Here is a 16,088-nt window from a genome sequence, read left to right on the forward strand (position 1 = left end):
GGGGTTCATCGGCATGCGAGCCCGCGGCGACAAAGCTCCGGCGGTGATGCGGTCTATCCCGGCCGGGAGGCCAGGAACGCGGCCCCGATGGCCCCGGTGAGCTGGGCCTGCGGGGAGACCCGAAGGGGAAGGTCGAGGGCTTTCCCCAGGGCCTGTACGACGCCGGCATTTCGGGCCACGCCACCGGTCATCATCACCGGCGGGACCATCCCGAGCCGCCTGGCCATCGCGGAGACGCGGGAGCCGATGGATTCGTGGATCCCGGCAATGATGTTCTCCCGCTTTTCCCCTCTGGCAATGAGAGAAATCACCTCCGACTCGGCGAAGACCGTGCAGAGGCTGCTGATTCTGGCCGGGGCCTCCGCATGGAGAGACAGGGCACCGAACAGATCCAGGTCCACTTCCAGAGCCCGGGCCATGACCTCCAGGAAGCGGCCCGTTCCGGCGGCGCACTTGTCGTTCATGGCGAAGGTCTTCACCCGCCCGTCCGCATTCAGGACGATGGCCTTGCTGTCCTGGCCGCCGATGTCCACGACGGAGCGGATCTCCGCATCCAGGTAGCGGGCTCCCGCGGCATGGCACAGAATCTCCGTGACGGCGCGTCCGGCAAAGGAGACGCTCTTCCGGCCGTAGCCGGTGGCGACGATCCCGCCGACGGCATCCTCTGCCAGTCCGGATTCCTGAAGGATCTCCTCAAAGATCCGGCGTCCTGCCGCCTCGGCGTTGTAGCCGGTAAAGGCGACCTTTCCCCGGACGAACCGGCCGTCCTCGAGGAGGACCGCCTTGGTGCTGATGGAACCGACATCGATGCCTGCTGTCAGCATGGTCAGACGATCGACGCCCCGCCGTCGACGGCGATAGTCTGGCCCGTGATGAAGTCGGAACAGCCCGAGCAGAGGAACAGGACCGAGTGGACCAGGTCCGACGGTTCGGAGATCCGCCCGGCGGGTGTTTCCCTGATGATCAGCTCGGCCAGTTCCGGTGAGGACCAGAAGAGCTTGCTGAAATTGGTCTTCACGAGGCCCGGTGCGATGGCGTTGGCCTGGACATTGAAGGGCGCCAGTTCCGCGCCGAGGACCTTCGTCATCATCTCCAGGGCGGCCTTGGCGATGCCGTAGACGCTCATGCCCGGCGTGGCCCGGGTGCCTGCCAGGGAGGATATGCTGACGATCTTGCCCCGCTTTTTCTCCCGCATGATCCTGCCGGCCCGGCGGGAGCAGAGGAAGGCCCCCGTGAGGTTCCCGTCCATGATCCGCTGCCAGACGGCAAGGTCCGTATCGACCAGGGATGCACTCATCAGGTTCATCCCCACGTTGTTAATGAGTATGTCAACCGTTCCGAATTTCTCCAGGACGGCGTCGAAGAGCCTCTCCACGTCCTGTTCCCGGGATATGTAGGCTTGTACGGCCAGCAGGTTGTTCCCGCCGTTAAGGATGCCTCGGGCCGAGTCCAGTCCGTCCTGCTTTCGTCCGCAGATGGCCACCTTTGCCCCCTGCTGGAGCAGGTTGTCCGCGATCTCCAGCCCGATTCCCCGGCTGCCGCCGGTGACCACAGCCACCTTGCCGCTCAGGTCGTAGGTGATGTCGTTCATTCGCGTCCTCCTTGTGTTATCCGTTCCGCCGGTTCCGGATCACTTCCATGAAGGCGTCGATCCGCGTATCGATCTGGCTCTCCGAGAAGGCCCGCTCGTCCACCATGTCCGCCTCGATCATGAGGGACGGAATGCCCGTCCGCTCCTCCACGACCCGCTGGATGTCGTACTGGCCCAGGGAGTAAGGCTTGCAGCTCCGGTTGGAGTGCAAGACGACGCCGTCGACGCCGTACTTGTCGGTCATGGCGACGACCGTGTCGGCCATCTCGTCGACACCGATGTTCAGGTAGATGCGACTGTAGCCCTCGGCCATGCTGCCCAGGAAGTCGTTCTCGTCCATGTACTTCAGGGAGCCGCACCAGGCGGACGTATAGGTGTCCGCCACGAGGCAGGCCCCGTGGGAGGCGAACTTCTCCGAGAGCCACTTGGTGCGGTACCAGACGGGCAGGTTGTCCCAGAGGAGACGGTATTTCTCGTTGGGGATGGAGCCGATGCCCTCCGCCGCCCGTTCCCGCATCTCCGCCAGGAGTTCCCGGTAGTAGTCCACGGCGATCTGCGTTCCCCGGAGGGTCACGATCAGGGCCAGGTGGAAGAAGGCGTCGAAGGCGCTGATGGGGGCCGGACGGTTCATGGCCGTGTCCAGGACCTGCTGCCAGGTTCGCTGTCCCTCGACGGAGAGGCGGCCCACCTCTATCATGCGGTCGAAGTCGAAGGGTCGGCCGCAGACCTCCCCCAGGAAGGCGGTGTACTCGTCCACCTGCCGGCGGACGTACCGCCTCATGTCTTTGTTGAATTCGATGTGGCAGAAGGGGGTGTCGAAGATGAAGAGGGGGCAGCCGAAATACCGGGCCTGGACCTCGTACCACTTAAGGACGGTGCCGCAGATGTTGTTCCCGCAGACGAGCATGTCCGGCCGGGGCAGCCCTCCGATGGGGCCGCCGTTGACGGTAGCGCACGCGATGTCCGAGCGGGCGTAGGAGCAAAGGTCGCTGGCGTAGCCCATGGCCTCCGCCTTCTCGCACAGGTCGACTCCCATCTTGCTGGCCCCTATCATGGCCCCGTGGTTTTCCGGATACACGGGGATGACGTCCATGGCCAGAAGCGGCTCCACGGGGCCGCCGCTGGTGATCCAGGCGACCTTTTTCCCCGTCTGGGCAGCCGTCTTGGCCTCGATGTAGTAGGTCGTCATGATGTCCTTCATCTTCTTGACGGCCTTCACCTTCCGCTTGTCTTCACCGGTCGATGCCATGATTCTTTCCTTGTCCCGTTGTGTAGAAATCTTGGGAGTTGCAGATTTTCCAAACCACGGTTGAATATCAGCCATGTAGCGGTTGAATTTCAACCCTAAAAAGCTTCACATTCACCGCGGGCGCTCTTTTCTCCGCCTGAACCACTCGAAGCGTGTCGCAGGCGCGGATCACTTTTTCCCGAAGACCGCGGCGAAGGGGTTGTTGAAGGGGATTTGTTCGTCCTGTCCTTTCCCTTCTTTTTTCCCTTGTCCCCGCCGGTCCCGCTTCGGTCCGCCTGGACCCGGCCGGCCGCGTCCATCCGTTCCGGTGCCGGACTTCCCGGAGCCGGGACCTTCTCCACCCGCGCCCCGCTCCGGCCGGCTCGCGGAGGCGCCTCCCGCAAGGTCCGGATTCTTCTTCAGCGACAGGGAGATCCGCCTTCTCTCCAGGTCCACCGCCAGGACCGTCACCTCGACGGCCTGACGGACCTTCAGGACCTCCCCGGGGTCCTTGACGAACCGGTCCGCCAACTGGCTCAGGTGGACGAGTCCGTCCTGGTGGACGCCGATGTCCACGAAGGCCCCGAAGGCGGTCAGGTTCGTCACGATTCCCGGAAGCTTCATCCCCGGGTGCAGATCCTCGATCTTTTCGATCCCCTCGGCAAATTGAAAGATCTCGAAGCGCTCGCGCGGGTCCCGCCCGGGCCGGGCCAGCTCGGCCAGGATGTCGTTCAGGGTGGGGAGCCCGACATCTTCGGTGATGTAGCGGGAGAGGTCGATTTGCTTCCGCAGCCCTGCGTCCGCGATGAGGTCCGCCACGGTGCACCCCAGGTTCGACGCCATCCGGTCCACGATGCCGTAGCGCTCGGGGTGGACGGAGGAGGCATCGAGAGGGTTCGCCCCGTCCCGGATCCGGAGAAAGCCCGCGGCCTGCTCGAAGGCCTTGGCCCCAAGCCGGGGTACCTGTTTCAACTCCTCCCGGGAGGAAAATGGCCCTTGCTCGTCCCGCCGGGAGACGATCCGGCCCGCCAGGGCGGGCCCGAGGCCCGAGACGTAGGTCAAAAGAGCCGCGCTGGCCGTGTTCACCTCCACGCCGACGGCGTTCACACAGCTCATGACGGTGTCGTCCAGGCCCTGTTTGAGGGCGGTCTGATCGACATCGTGCTGGTACTGGCCGACGCCGATCGCCTTTGGATCGATCTTGACGAGCTCCGCCAAGGGGTCCTGGAGGCGGCGGCCGATGGAGACGGCGCCGCGGACGGTGACGTCGTGGTCGGGGAATTCCTCCCTGGCGATCTTCGAGGCCGAGTAGACCGAGGCGCCGCTCTCGTTGACCATGACGACGGGGACCGCCTCGGGCAGGCCGATCTCCCGGAGGAAGGCCTCGGTTTCCCGGCCCGCCGTTCCGTTCCCGACGGCGAAGGCCTCAACCTGGAATTTTGCGGCAAGGGCTTGCACCCGCTCCGCCGCCTCGCCCCGGGCCCGCTCGGAGAGGTGGGGAAAGATCGCATCATGGTGGAGGAGCTTTCCCTGGGCGTCGAGGCAGACGAGCTTGCACCCCGTCCGGAAACCCGGATCCAGGGCGAGGAGCCGCTTCTGCCCGAGGGGCGGGGCGAGAAGGAGCTGGCGGAGGTTGTCGGTGAAGACCCGGATCGCCTCCGCGTCGGCCCGTTTCTTCGTGGCCAGGCGGATCTCCGTCTCCATGGCCGGGCACAGCAGGCGCCGATAGCCGTCCTCGACAGCCAGCCGGACCTGTTCCGACGTGGGGCCACCGCCCTTCACGAACATCTCCATGAGGAGTGCCAGCGCCTCCGCTTCCGGCGGTATGACCCGGAGAAACAGGAACTCCTCCTTTTCACCCCGCCGCATGGCCAGGATCCGGTGGGAAGGCGCCCGGACGGCAGGCTCTTCCCAGTCGAACCAGTCACGATAGCGGCTGCCTTCCGTCTCCTTGCCCGGAACGACCCGGGACTGGAAGAAGGCCTTCTCTGCAAAGAACGCCCGCATGCGGGACCGGGCCTCCTCGCTCTCGTTGATCCGCTCGGCGAGGATGTCCCGTGCCCCCGCAAGGGCCTCCTCCACGGAGGCCACGCCCTTTTCGGCATCGACGAAGGCGGCTGCAGAGGCAACGGGGTCGAAATCCGACTCCTGGATGAAGATCCTGTCCGCCAGGGGTTCCAGGCCCTTTTCCCGGGCAACCATGGCCCGTGTCCGCCGCTTGGGCCGGAAGGGGAGATAGATGTCCTCCAGAACGGAGAGGGTATCGGCGGCCGCGATCCTTGCCGCCAACTCGTCCGTCAGGAGCTCCCGCTCCACCAGGGACTTCAGGATCGCCTCGCGCCGCTTGTCCAGCTCAGCAAGCTGGACGAGGCGGTCCCGGATCTCCGTGATCTGGACTTCGTCGAGGGTGCCCGTTGCCTCTTTGCGGTAGCGGGCGATGAAGGGCACCGTACCCCCCTCTCCGAGGAGTCGCGCCGTGGCCTCGACCTGGCCCGCCGCGATGCCGAGCTCCCCGGCGATCTGCCGAATATGTGCTTCCGCGGGTTCTCCCGCTGCGTTGGCTGTCTGTTCCGTCATGTCTGATTCCTCTGTTGCTTGGATTCCGGGGATCGCCCGGGTTTGTGATCGCCGGGCGAACCGACCCGCTGCTCGTTCACGGCGGGTCGGGGCCGGCAAGTCGGGGTTTACAGCATCTCGAGAAATGCCTCGATGCGGGTCCGGAGCTGCCCTTCCGGCGGAAGGGGGTCCTCCACTTCCATCAGGATGCTGGGGATGCCCTCCCGGTCGAGGGCGGCCTTCAGATACGGATAATCGAAGGCGTGGGGGTCGCAGAACTTGAGGAGGAGGAAGATGACGCCCCGGGCGTCCTTTTCCTTCACGAGGTTCACCAGGTGGTCCGCCCGGTTCGTGAGGCCACCGTGCTTCGCCGGGCAGACGACCCGCTTCACGAGGCGGTCCGCCATCCCCTCGATCGGGTCTCCGCCGCCGGGAATCGGCTCCTCGAAGGCCCTGCCGCCGGTGCAGAGATCATCCCAGACGACGGCGCCTCCGGCGTCGGCGATCATTCCGTAGACGTCCGGGGCGTTGCAGACGCCGCCGGAGAGGATCAGCCGGTGTGGCTGCTTCGCTGCGGCCGGCGCGTCCTTTCCGCCTGCCTCCGCCAGGAGATCCTCCAGGAGGGCAAGAAACCGCCGGCGGTCCATGATCATGGAGGCCCGGACGATCCGGTGGACGTCGCTGCCGGAGATCCACCCGGGATTCGCCGCCCGGATCTCGTAGAGGCGCCGCAGGTCCGCCCGGATGCCGTTGGTGAGGTCGATTGCCTCCATGAGGGCCGCGTCGGTGATCGTCACCGAGAGGGTTTTTTCAAGGTCCCCCCGGAATTTCCGGAGGACGTCCGCCATGTAGTCCCGGGCGCTCGCGGTGGTCAGCTTCACCGGGAGGACCACGTCGGCGTGGAATCCGAAGGGGATGTTGAGGCGCCAGATGTCCGAGAGGCGCTGGATCGAGTCGCAGGTGTGGGGAAAGACCATCCCGTCCAGGAAATCCAGGTTTCCCGACAGTGCCTCCTCCAGGATGCCCCGCACAAGGGAGCAGCAGTAGCTCTGGAGGTGGGCGTCGGCCCGGTGGATGGCCTGATTCGTCCCGAGGAGCCGGAGCGGGTGAGCCCCCGCCGCCAGGATCAACTCCTCCGGCGTGTAGGAGCAGACGTAGCCCACCGTCCTTCCGTTTGTCCGTTTCTTGAGGTCTCTTGCGTATCCGCCGGCGTCCGCCAGGGCCGCCGTGATTTCAGCCATCGGATTCATCGATTTCGATCTCCTGTCGTGGTTTCCGGTCCGTTTGTCACAGCGGACGATCTTTCACGCCCGTGCGGCGGCTATTCCCCGGCGAACTTGCCGCAGGCCTTCAGCTTCTCGATCTCCTCCTGCTCCAGGGTGTTGTAGGCGATCTTGCCCACCAGCGTACAGGGGAGGGTGTCCCGGAACTCAATCTCCCGGGGACAGCTCCACTTGATCAGGTGCTCCTGGCAATAACGGATCAGCTTCTGCTCCATTTCCGGGGTCTCGTTCGCCCGGTCCTTCAGGACCACGAAGGCCTTCACCCGCTGGACCTGGGTCTCGTCGGGGACACCGATGACGCAGGCGTCCTTCACCTCCGGGTGGGCGTAGAGGATGTCTTCCACCTGGGCGGGATAGACGTTCATCCCCGAGGATTTGATCATCCTCTTGAGGCGGAGCTTGAAGTAGAAGAAGCCGTCGGCGTCCATGGCGGCGATGTCGCCGGTGTGGAGCCAGACCCGGCCGTCGGCGTGGGTCCGGAGCGTCCGGGCCGTCTCCTCCGGGGCGTCCAGGTATCCCATCATGACCGCCGGACCGGAGACGCAGAGCTCGCCCTCCTCTCCCAGGGGCGCTTCCTCCGTCGTGTCGACCGTCACGACCTTGGCCAGCATGTCCGGGAAGGGCACGCCGACGCTTCCCTCGCGGTACTCCTGGATCGGTGTGGCCATGATGGCCGTCACCGCCTCGGTGAGGCCGTAGCCCTCCAGGAGTTTCACGTTTCCCCCCCGCTCCTTTACCAACGTCTCGAAGCGCTCCTTTACGGGGCGGGGCAGGGTGTCGGCACCGCTGAAGGTGGCCATCAGGCAGGACAGGTCGGCGCTCTGGATGACGGGATTCCGGCAGAGGGCCTCGAAGAGCGTGGGGACCCCCACCACGAAGGAGGGGCGCTTCTTCTTGATCAGGCCGGCCACGATCTCCGGGGTGAACTGGGGGACCAGGATGCTCTTGGCGCCGCCCATGAAGGCGGCGTTGATGCAGACCCCCAGGCCGAAGCCGTGGAAGATGGGCAGAATGGCCAGGATGCCGTCGTTCTTCCCCAGGTTTCCCCAGGCGGAGACCATCATGCCCTCGCTGATGAAATTGTAGTTGGAGAGCATGATCCCCTTGGGGGTGCCCGTCGTGCCGCCGCTGTAGAGGATCACCGCCATGTCGTCCGTGCCCATGTCGGCCTTCGGCGCCTTGGGCCAGGAGGCGGCCATCATGTCCTTCCACCAGGTCACCATCGGGTCCGCCGGTACCGGCGGGATCTTCCGGCCCTTTGTCAGGTTGAAGCCGATCTTCTTGACGAGGCCCAGGTAATCGGGGATCCGCGCCAGGATCAGCCGCTCCAGCGGCGTCCCGTCCTTCGCCTCCCGGAACTTGCCGTAGAAGGCGTCCAGGGTCAGTGCAAACCGGCTCTGGCTCACGTTCAGGTAGAAAGCGATCTCCTTGGCGGTGGAGAGGGGGTGGATCATGCTGGCCACGGCACCCAGCCGGTTGGCGGCGTAGAAGGCGATGACCCCCTGGGGGCTCGTGGGCATGGAGATGGTGATCCGGTCGCCCTTTTTCAGGCCGAGCCCGGCCAGGGCGTCGGCGCACCGGTCGATCTCCCGGGCGAACTCGCGGTAAGTGGCCGTTGTGTCCAGAAAATCCCAGGCCGCGGCGTCGGGGAACTTCTCCACCGTCCCCATCAGGGCCTCGTACATGGTCACCCGCGGATAGTCGAGGGACTCCGGGACATGGCCGTAGAACTTCACCCAGGGTTTGTTGCCGCCCATAAAACCGGACCTCCTTTCACAGCAGTGCCTTGATTTCCTCTCCGTCGAGCTTTTCCTTCTCCAGGAGCAGCTTTGCCCCCCGGACGAGGGATTCCTTCTTCTCCTGCAGGATGCTTCTGGCCACGGCATACTGGGCGTCGATGAGTCCCTTGATTTCCCGGTCGATGGTGCGGGCGGTCTCGTCGCTGTAGTCGCTCGCCTCCCTGGCCGCGGGGTCCAGGAACATGGAGCGCCGCTCCCCGGAGAGATAGACCTGGCCCAGCCCTTCGCTCATGCCGTACTCCTTGATCATGCTCTTGGCGATCTCCGTCGCTCGGGACAGGTCGTTGTGGGCCCCCGTGGAGATGTCTCCGAAGACGATCTCCTCCGCCGCCCGGCCCCCCAGGAACGTGGCGATCTTATTGAGAAGCTCGGTCCGCGTCATGAGGAACCGGTCTTCCGTGGGGACCTGCATGGTGTAGCCCAGGGCGGCGATGCCTCTCGGAATGATGGAGATCTTCTGTACCGGGTCCGTCCCCGGCAGGGACAGGGCCACCAGGGCATGGCCCATTTCGTGGTAGGCCACCGTCTCCCGCTCCTTGGGATTGATGAGGCGGTTCTTCTTCTCCAGGCCGCCGACGATGCGCTCCACCGCCTCCGAGAACTCGGCCATGCTCACGTCCGTCCGGTCCCTCCGGACCGCAAGAAGCGCCGCCTCGTTCACCAGGTTGGCGAGATCCGCTCCCACCATCCCCGGCGTCATGGCGGCCAGGCGCTCCACGTCCAGGTCCGGCGCCGTCTTGATTTTCTTCAGGTGGACCTTCAGGATGTCCTCCCGCCCCTTCCGGTCCGGCCGGTCCACCAGGACGTGGCGGTCGAACCGTCCGGCCCGGAGGAGTGCCGGGTCGAGGATCTCCGGCCGGTTCGTGGCGGCCATGAGGATGACCCCGACCTTCGGATCGAAGCCGTCCATCTCCACGAGGAGCTGGTTGAGGGTCTGCTCCCGCTCGTCGTGGCCACCCATGGCGCCGAACCCCCGGGCCTTCCCCAGGGCGTCCAGCTCGTCGATGAAGATGATGCAGGGGGCCTTCTGTTTGGCCTGGACAAAGAGGTCCCGGACCCGGGCGGCGCCCATGCCGACAAACATCTCGACAAACTCGGAGCCGCTGATGCTGAAGAAGGGAACGCCGCTCTCCCCCGCCACGGCCTTGGCCAGGAGGGTTTTTCCCGTCCCCGGCGGGCCCACCAGGAGGATGCCCTTGGGGATCTTGCCCCCCAGGATTCCGAATTTTCCCGGGTTCTTCAGGAAGTCGATGACCTCCACCAGCTCCTGCTTCGCCTCGTCCACGCCGGCCACGTCGTCGAAGGTGACGTTCAACTCGTTCTCAACATAGATCTTCGCCTTGTTCTTCCCCAGGGTCATGAAGCCCGCCTGTTGGCTCCCCATGCGCTTCATGAGGAAATACCAGATGCCCACGAAGATCAGGACCGGCAGGACCCAGGACAGGAGGTCCCTGACGAAGGTGGATTCGATCTCCCCCTTGAAGACCACCGGGTACTGGGCGAGCATGTTGGAAAATTCCGGGTCGACGCGGATCGTCTTGAAGGCCTTCGTGTCCTCCGCCTTTCCGCCCTCGACCTTCATCTTCCCCTGGATCTGGTTGGCCGTGATGGCGATCTCGGTGATCTTGCCGCTCTTCAGGAGAGTGAGGAACTGGCTGTAGGGGATCACCTGGGCGGCAAAGAAGGAGGCGAGGTAACTCTGGATGAGCAGAACCGCCCAGATGGCCAGGAAGACGTACCAGATGGAAAAACGATGCTTTTTCTCCATGTATGTTCTCCTCGCGGGGGTTCCCGCTTGCTGGTGAGTATGGACTGTCCTCGCGCGGGGACGCCCGGGGGAGATTCGGGAATCCTACGGGATGACGGTCATCTTCAGGGTGCCGCCCCGCCCGAGGATGTCGTGGAGGTGGACGTAGCCCATGAGCCGGTTCTTCCCGTTGACGACCACCAGGGTGGTGATCTCCCGCTGCTGCATCGCCTCGATGGTCTCCCCGAGCGTGGTGTCCTCCCCGATGGTGCGGGGATTCGGGGTCATGAATTCGTCGATGGGACCCTGGAGCGTCCGTCCCTTCCGGATGTGGCGGCGGACGTCGCCGTCCGTCAGGATTCCCAGGAGCCTGTCCTTTTTGTCCGTTACGAGAACGAAGCCCATGTTCTTCTCGTCCATTTCGTCGATGGCCCGGAGGACGAGGGTGCCTTTGAAGACCCGGGGGATCCGCTCCCCGCTGATCATGACGTCCCGGACCTTCTCCCGGAGCCGGAGCCCCAGGGTGCCGCCGGGGTGCAGCTTGTAGAAATCCCGCTCGCGGAACTTGCGCTTCCCGATGAGGGCCACCGCCAGGGCGTCGCCCATGGCGAGGGCGGCGGTGGTGCTGGAGGTCGGGGCCAGCCCGAAGGGGCAGGCCTCCCGCTCGACCCCCACGTCGATGACGACCTCGCCGGCCCGTGCGAGGCTGGAGGAGGGATTGCCCGTCATGGTGATGAGCGGCGTTCCGATGGCCTGGATGCTGCCGACGAGCATGAGAAGCTCCTGGGTCTCGCCGCTGTTGGAGATGGCCAGGAGGATGTCGTCCTTCGTGACGATGCCCAGATCGCCGTGGAGCCCTTCCACGGGATGAAGGAAGAGGGCCTGGGTACCCGTGCTGGTCAGGGTGGCGACAATCTTCTTTCCAATGAGCCCGGACTTCCCGATGCCGCTGACGATGACCCGGCCCTTGGACTTCCAGATGAGGTTGACGGCCCGGGAGAAATTCCGGTCCAGCCGGTTCATCAGGCCGAGAATGCTTTCCGCTTCGATCTTGAGGACTTCTTTCGCCTGGGCGATGGTTTGGTCGGTTGCCATGAAACGTCGGTTCCTTTGCGCGCAGCCGGACAGACGTCCCGGCAGGTAGTGAATATCGCTTGGAAATTTATCTGAAACAGTCGGAACGCTACCAGAAATCCGGCGTGCTGGCAAGAGGCGGTTTCGGGGCGGACCGGATCGATGATTTGATTCCGCCGGTGAGTATGGTATGGAATGATCCGCTTGCGTGGAAATTCATTGCCGGGGAGTCGTGCATGCACCCAGTGAATCGGATCGGTAAGACCGCATGGATTGCCGCCGCCTGCCTGCTTGTTTTTTTCGCCGCCGTCCTGCCCCTCCGGGCGGAAGAGCCGACCGGCAGTGAACCCGCCGTGGTGGAGAAAGCGGATGCGTCCGCCGGGGACGAGCAGGATGGGACGCTCGGGAAGGCCTATTATTACCACAAGCGCTACAATTTCAGGAAAACCAGCTCGGGGGCGGTCTACGACCCCCGGAAGATGACGGCGGCCCATCCGGCACTGCCCCTGGGCACGCGGGTGAAGGTGATCAACCTCGCCAACGACCGGTCGGTCGTCGTGACCGTCAACGACCGCTGCCGCCGTCACAGCTTCGAATTCATCGACCTGTCGCGGGCGGCGGCGCGGGAGCTTGGCTTTTTCGGCCGGGGGATGGTGCAGGTGCGGATCATCCCGATGATTGAAGAGCAGCCGGAGTGATGCCGGGGGCATGACCGGTGGCGCCGGAGCGGCGGATCGAAGCCCGGCCCGGGACCGGGGAGAGGGACGCCCCGCCGGTTGAAGGCAAAGAAGACCAACCCCCGCGCTCCACCTTTCCTCCTGCCTCGAGCGTGCCGTCCGGTTACGTGCACGGGGAAAGCGAGCGCGCCGTTTTCCTGGCGATGTCGATAAAATTCCGCAGGACCGGTGACGGATTGCCGGTGACCCAGGCCATGTCGAGGACCGTCTCCACGCCGCCAGCAATCGTTCGGAATACAACGCCCTTCATGCGGGAACGCTGCATGGAGGCGGGCAAGATCGACACGCCGATTCCCGTTGCCACCAGGCCGATGACCGTGTGGAACTGCGACGCTTCGAGGACGATATGGGGGCTGAAGCCTTCCTGCTGACAGAGGGCAATGATGGAATCGAAGAAGCCGGGCCCCCGCTGTCTCGGAATCATGATGAAAGATTCTTTTGCCAGCAGGCGCAGCGGCAGAGGGGTCTCCCCTTTCAGGGGGTGATGGTCGGGAATGGCCGCAACCAGCGGTTCCCGAAAGACCGGCTCCACGGATATTCCTTCGTTTTCGATGCCCCGGGGCGGCCGCATGAACCCGACATGGATCCGGTCATCGCGGAGGGCCTCCAGCTGATGGCTTGTGTTCATCTCCGTCAGGGAAACCTCGACATCCTGGTACTGCTTCCGGAAATCGAGAATGACCCGGGGGAGTACGCTATAATTGGCGGATCCGATGAAGCCGATGGCCAGGCTCCCGAGCTCTCCCCTGTCGGCGCGGATCGTCTGACGGACCGCTTCTTTTGTCAGGGCCATGATGCGTCGGGCCTCCGTCAGGAACACGAGTCCGGCCGCGGTGATCTCTACACGCCGCCTGGTGCGGTTGAACAGCCGGACCCCGATTTCCTCTTCCAGTTGCCGGATCTGCTGGCTGAGGGGCGGTTGAGAAATGTTCAGTCTTTTCGCGGCTCGGCCGAAATGAAGCTCTTCGGCGACAGCGATAAATGAGGTGATGTGTCGAAGTTCCATTGATTTGTTATAGATATCAATTAGAGATGAATAATATATTTTTTATTTTGTGCCTTTTATATTAGCCTCCCTGTCAAGTCAATAAATCCATGGATTGACACGGCGGTACCAAGGGGCGTTACCCCGGCTGCGCGACAGTCCTGACGAAGGGGGTTGACCATGATCCGATCGTTGGCAGATTTTACCCGGATAGCGAAGGAAAAGGGACCGAAGAAGCTCGCCGTGCTCGCACCGGAGGACGAGGACTTTATGCGGGCGGTCAAGACAAGCTGGGAGATGGGCTACATCGAGCCCGTCCTCATCGGCAACGCCGAAAAGATGGAGCGGGTGGCGGCCAAAGTCGGCTTCGACATCGGGAGTTTCGACAAGATCCCCGGTGTCGAGCAGCAGGCCATCTCCGACCTGGGGATCCGCATGCTCTTCTCGGGGGAGCTGCCCATTGCGAGCAAGGGCCAGATTCCGACCTCCTACATCTACCGCTCCATCATCCGCGAGGAGGCGAAAGCGGCCTCCGGCATGACCGTGAGCGTCGTCACATTCTGGGAGATCCCCGGCATCGACCACCTGGTGGTCTTCACGGACACGGGTGTCAACATCAAACCCGACGCCAGGGCCAAGGCGGAGATCATCAAGAACGCCGCCTTCGTCTACCACCTCATGGGCGTCCCGAGGCCGCGGGTTGCCATCCTCTCGGGTCACCGGGAGGTGGGCGGCGATCTGGCCTCCTACCGGGACTACCGGTTTCTCAGGAAGGCGGCGGCCGCCGGCGAGCTGGGGGAATGCGACATCGTCGACGCCACCTCCTTCACGGAGATATTCCGGGGCTCCCGGAGGCCAGGGGCCCCGGCCGGAGACGTCAGGCGGGAGATGCCCCACATCCTGGTGGTGCCCTGCCTCGACACGGGCAACGTCATCTGCAAGCTCGACTTCTTCCTTGACGTGACGCGCAGCTCGCTCGTCGCCACGTCCCGAGGTCCGGTCTGCATCCCCGCCCGGTCCGACTTCAGCGACAACATCGTACAGCAGCTGGCCATGTGCGTCGTCCTGGCCGACCGCATGGGAAAGGAGGTGCACTGAGATGATCCGGTCCTTCAAAGACATCCTGGAAGCGGCCATGCAGGCGGGGCCGAAGCGGATTGCCGTTCCTTTTCCCACCGTCGAAGATATCCGGATCCTCTCCCGGGCGTCGTCGTCGGGACTCGCTGTTCCCTGTCTGATCGGCAGAGCGGAGGCACTGAAAGCCGCCGTCGGCCGGACGCCCCTGGCATCCCGGGAGCACGAGATCGTGGACGGGGCCGACCGGAAGGAGGCCCTGCGGCAGGCGGTGGTGCGGGTGCGGGAGGGCCGGGCCGACATCCTGATGCAGGGGGGCGCTTCGCACCGGGCCGTGATGAAAGCCGTGCTGGATCCCGCTGACGGCCTGAAGAAAAAGGGCGGCACGGCGAGCTACATCTCCGTCTTTCCGCTCCTGAAACGGGAGAAGCTGATCCTCATTACGGATACGTTCCTCAACGACTTCCCTGGCCTGGTCGAGAAGCAGGGGATCCTGAACAACGCCCTCCAGCTTGCGCGCCGGCTCGGCATCGAGACGCCGAACGTGGCCGTCCTGGCGGCGATCGAGCAGGTCAATCCGGGCATCCCTTCGACGCTGGACGCGGCGATCCTCTCCAAAATGGGGGAGAGGAGGCAGTTCGGCAAGGCCGTCGTCGAGGGTCCCGTGGACATCGACTGCGCCTTGAGCAAGGTCGCGGCGGACCGGAAGGGACTGCAAAGCGCCGTCACCGGCAATGTGGACATTTACCTGGTTCCCGAGATCGATACGGGCCACCTGCTGGCGGAATCCCTTGTCTTCTTCGGAGGCATGCAGACGGTGGGCTTTGTTGCGGGAACGGCCGGGCCGGTGCTCCTGAAGCTTCCCTTCACGTCCGCGGAAAACCGGGTCGTGGAAATCGCCTTGGCCGGCCTGATGAGCGGCAAAGGAGCGAACCATGGATAAGGAATTTCTTCTGCTCGCCATCAACGTCGGCTCGACCTCGACGAAAGTCGCCTTCTTCCGGGGAGAGCAGGCCGTCGCCCAGGAGAACATCGTCTACCGGGGGGAGGACCTGTCCCGCTTTTCCTCCCTGGCGGAGCAGCTTCCCCTGCGCGAGGAAGGCGTCCTGAAGTTCCTGGAGAAAAACGGGATCGGCCTGGAGGAGATCGACATCGTGGTCAGCCGCGGCGGCCTGGGACGGCCGGCGCCCGCCGGGGCCTACCGGATCGACGACGCCATGCGCCGCGACCTCCTGGAGGGGGTCTACGGGACGCATCCCTCCGCCCTGGGGCCGTCCATGGCCCTCGACTTTTCAAAAAAATGCGGCATGCCCGCCATCGTCATCGATCCGCCCAGCACCGACGAGTTCGAGCCTTTGGCCCGGATCTCCGGGATCCCCGAGATCGAGCGCAAGAGCGGGCTCCACGCCCTGAACCAGAAGATGGCGGCGCGGCGATGCGCCGCCGGGCTGGGGAAGAAGTACGAGGAGATCGACGTCGTCGTGGCCCACCTGGGGGGAGGCATCACCATCGGCGCCCACCGGAAGGGCCGGGTCGTCGACTGCACTCACGGGCTCGCGGAAGGCCCCTTCACGCCGGAGCGGGCCGGGGCGCTGCCGACGATGGACCTCCTGGACCTCGCCCTTTCCGGGACGATGGACAGGAAGCAGCTCCAGGGTCGCCTGGTGGGAAAGGGCGGACTGGCGGCTTATCTCGGCACGACGGACGCCCGGGTCGTCGAGGAGCGGATCCGGGGCGGGGACGAAAAGGCCGGGCTCGTCTTCGAGGCCATGGCCTACCAGGCCGCCAAGGACATCGGCGCCATGAGCACGGTCCTGGCGGGGCGGATCGACGGGATCGTCCTGACGGGCGGGCTGGCCCACTCGGAGATGCTCACCGGCCGGATCGGGGAGCGGGTCCGCTTCATCGCCCCCGTCTTCGTGTATCCCGGCGAGGACGAGATGACAGCCCTGGCGGAGGGGGGGCTCCGGGTTCTCCGGAACGAAGAGGACGTGAAGCCGTACTCGTAGCCGAA

Annotated in this window: 13 protein-coding genes; 4 read left to right on the forward strand and 9 right to left on the reverse strand. The window is 64.7% G+C overall.

The genetic code is table 11. The features are described 5' to 3' along the window. Nucleotides 1-53 precede the first annotated feature (53 nt). The 8 genes from HPY65_04405 to HPY65_04440 all read right to left on the reverse strand — a co-directional run bounded on the left by HPY65_04405 (nt 54) and on the right by HPY65_04440 (nt 11,299). Nucleotides 54-824 carry a 2-hydroxyglutaryl-CoA dehydratase gene (locus tag HPY65_04405; GenBank protein ID NPU83709.1) on the reverse strand — a complete coding sequence of 257 codons (771 nt, stop codon included), beginning with the start codon at nt 822-824 and terminating at the stop codon, nt 54-56. 2 nt (nt 825-826) lie between these two features. After that, on the reverse strand, nt 827-1,591 hold the full coding sequence (locus tag HPY65_04410) for an SDR family oxidoreductase (GenBank protein ID NPU83710.1): 765 nt from the start codon (nt 1,589-1,591) through the stop codon (nt 827-829). Nucleotides 1,592-1,607: 16 nt separating this feature from the next. Further along, nucleotides 1,608-2,840, reverse strand: a complete 1,233-nt coding sequence (locus tag HPY65_04415; GenBank protein NPU83711.1) for a 2-hydroxyglutaryl-CoA dehydratase — start codon at nt 2,838-2,840, stop codon at nt 1,608-1,610. A gap of 168 nt (nt 2,841-3,008) precedes the next feature. Beyond that, complete coding sequence (locus HPY65_04420; protein NPU83712.1) at nt 3,009-5,396, reverse strand: RNA-binding transcriptional accessory protein; 2,388 nt, start codon at nt 5,394-5,396, stop codon at nt 3,009-3,011. 107 nt (nt 5,397-5,503) lie between these two features. Next, entirely contained in the window at nt 5,504-6,625 is a 1,122-nt protein-coding gene (locus HPY65_04425) for a 2-hydroxyacyl-CoA dehydratase (GenBank protein NPU83713.1), read from the reverse strand. Nucleotides 6,626-6,696: 71 nt separating this feature from the next. Further along, nucleotides 6,697-8,415 (reverse strand): AMP-binding protein, encoded by a 1,719-nt coding sequence (locus tag HPY65_04430; GenBank protein NPU83714.1) that lies wholly within the window; start codon nt 8,413-8,415, stop codon nt 6,697-6,699. Nucleotides 8,416-8,431: 16 nt separating this feature from the next. Next, complete coding sequence (locus HPY65_04435; protein NPU83715.1) at nt 8,432-10,225, reverse strand: ATP-dependent metallopeptidase FtsH/Yme1/Tma family protein; 1,794 nt, start codon at nt 10,223-10,225, stop codon at nt 8,432-8,434. 84 nt (nt 10,226-10,309) lie between these two features. Further along, on the reverse strand, nt 10,310-11,299 hold the full coding sequence (locus tag HPY65_04440; protein NPU83716.1) for a KpsF/GutQ family sugar-phosphate isomerase: 990 nt from the start codon (nt 11,297-11,299) through the stop codon (nt 10,310-10,312). A 215-nt stretch (nt 11,300-11,514) separates the two neighbouring features. Here HPY65_04440 and HPY65_04445 point away from each other — a divergent pair, with 215 nt between their 5' ends. Then, nucleotides 11,515-11,976 (forward strand): septal ring lytic transglycosylase RlpA family protein, encoded by a 462-nt coding sequence (locus tag HPY65_04445; GenBank protein NPU83717.1) that lies wholly within the window; start codon nt 11,515-11,517, stop codon nt 11,974-11,976. Between the two features lie 142 nt (nt 11,977-12,118). Here the strand turns inward: HPY65_04445 and HPY65_04450 are convergent, their stop codons facing one another. Beyond that, nucleotides 12,119-13,021: a LysR family transcriptional regulator gene (locus tag HPY65_04450; protein NPU83718.1), complete on the reverse strand. Its 903-nt coding sequence runs from the start codon at nt 13,019-13,021 to the stop codon at nt 12,119-12,121. A 159-nt stretch (nt 13,022-13,180) separates the two neighbouring features. Between HPY65_04450 and HPY65_04455 the strand changes: the two genes are divergently transcribed. Genes HPY65_04455 through buk form a run of 3 tightly spaced genes read left to right on the forward strand, consistent with a single transcriptional unit; the run spans nt 13,181 to nt 16,083 of the window. Then, nucleotides 13,181-14,098: a phosphate butyryltransferase gene (locus tag HPY65_04455; protein ID NPU83719.1), complete on the forward strand. Its 918-nt coding sequence runs from the start codon at nt 13,181-13,183 to the stop codon at nt 14,096-14,098. Between the two features lies 1 nt (nt 14,099). Beyond that, complete coding sequence (locus tag HPY65_04460) at nt 14,100-15,017, forward strand: phosphate butyryltransferase (protein NPU83720.1); 918 nt, start codon at nt 14,100-14,102, stop codon at nt 15,015-15,017. Next, nucleotides 15,010-16,083, forward strand: coding sequence for a butyrate kinase (gene buk, locus HPY65_04465; GenBank protein ID NPU83721.1), 1,074 nt, complete (start codon nt 15,010-15,012; stop codon nt 16,081-16,083). Before HPY65_04460 ends, buk begins: the two co-directional genes overlap by 8 nt. Nucleotides 16,084-16,088: the final 5 nt, after the last annotated feature.

The organism is Syntrophaceae bacterium, from assembly GCA_013177825.1.
Classification (GTDB): domain Bacteria; phylum Desulfobacterota; class Syntrophia; order Syntrophales; family PHBD01; genus PHBD01.

What these genes read in the sequence shown, in the direction of transcription:
- HPY65_04405 (NPU83709.1), bottom strand. Translation starts at nt 824, where the DNA reads ATGCTGACAGCAGGCATCGATGTCGGTTCCATCAGCACCAAGGCGGTC.
- HPY65_04410 (NPU83710.1), bottom strand. Translation starts at nt 1,591, where the DNA reads ATGAACGACATCACCTACGACCTGAGCGGCAAGGTGGCTGTGGTCACC.
- HPY65_04415 (NPU83711.1), bottom strand. Translation starts at nt 2,840, where the DNA reads ATGGCATCGACCGGTGAAGACAAGCGGAAGGTGAAGGCCGTCAAGAAG.
- HPY65_04420 (NPU83712.1), bottom strand. Translation starts at nt 5,396, where the DNA reads ATGACGGAACAGACAGCCAACGCAGCGGGAGAACCCGCGGAAGCACAT.
- HPY65_04425 (NPU83713.1), bottom strand. Translation starts at nt 6,625, where the DNA reads ATGAATCCGATGGCTGAAATCACGGCGGCCCTGGCGGACGCCGGCGGA.
- HPY65_04430 (NPU83714.1), bottom strand. Translation starts at nt 8,415, where the DNA reads ATGGGCGGCAACAAACCCTGGGTGAAGTTCTACGGCCATGTCCCGGAG.
- HPY65_04435 (NPU83715.1), bottom strand. Translation starts at nt 10,225, where the DNA reads ATGGAGAAAAAGCATCGTTTTTCCATCTGGTACGTCTTCCTGGCCATC.
- HPY65_04440 (NPU83716.1), bottom strand. Translation starts at nt 11,299, where the DNA reads ATGGCAACCGACCAAACCATCGCCCAGGCGAAAGAAGTCCTCAAGATC.
- HPY65_04445 (NPU83717.1), top strand. Translation starts at nt 11,515, where the DNA reads ATGCACCCAGTGAATCGGATCGGTAAGACCGCATGGATTGCCGCCGCC.
- HPY65_04450 (NPU83718.1), bottom strand. Translation starts at nt 13,021, where the DNA reads ATGGAACTTCGACACATCACCTCATTTATCGCTGTCGCCGAAGAGCTT.
- HPY65_04455 (NPU83719.1), top strand. Translation starts at nt 13,181, where the DNA reads ATGATCCGATCGTTGGCAGATTTTACCCGGATAGCGAAGGAAAAGGGA.
- HPY65_04460 (NPU83720.1), top strand. Translation starts at nt 14,100, where the DNA reads ATGATCCGGTCCTTCAAAGACATCCTGGAAGCGGCCATGCAGGCGGGG.
- buk (NPU83721.1), top strand. Translation starts at nt 15,010, where the DNA reads ATGGATAAGGAATTTCTTCTGCTCGCCATCAACGTCGGCTCGACCTCG.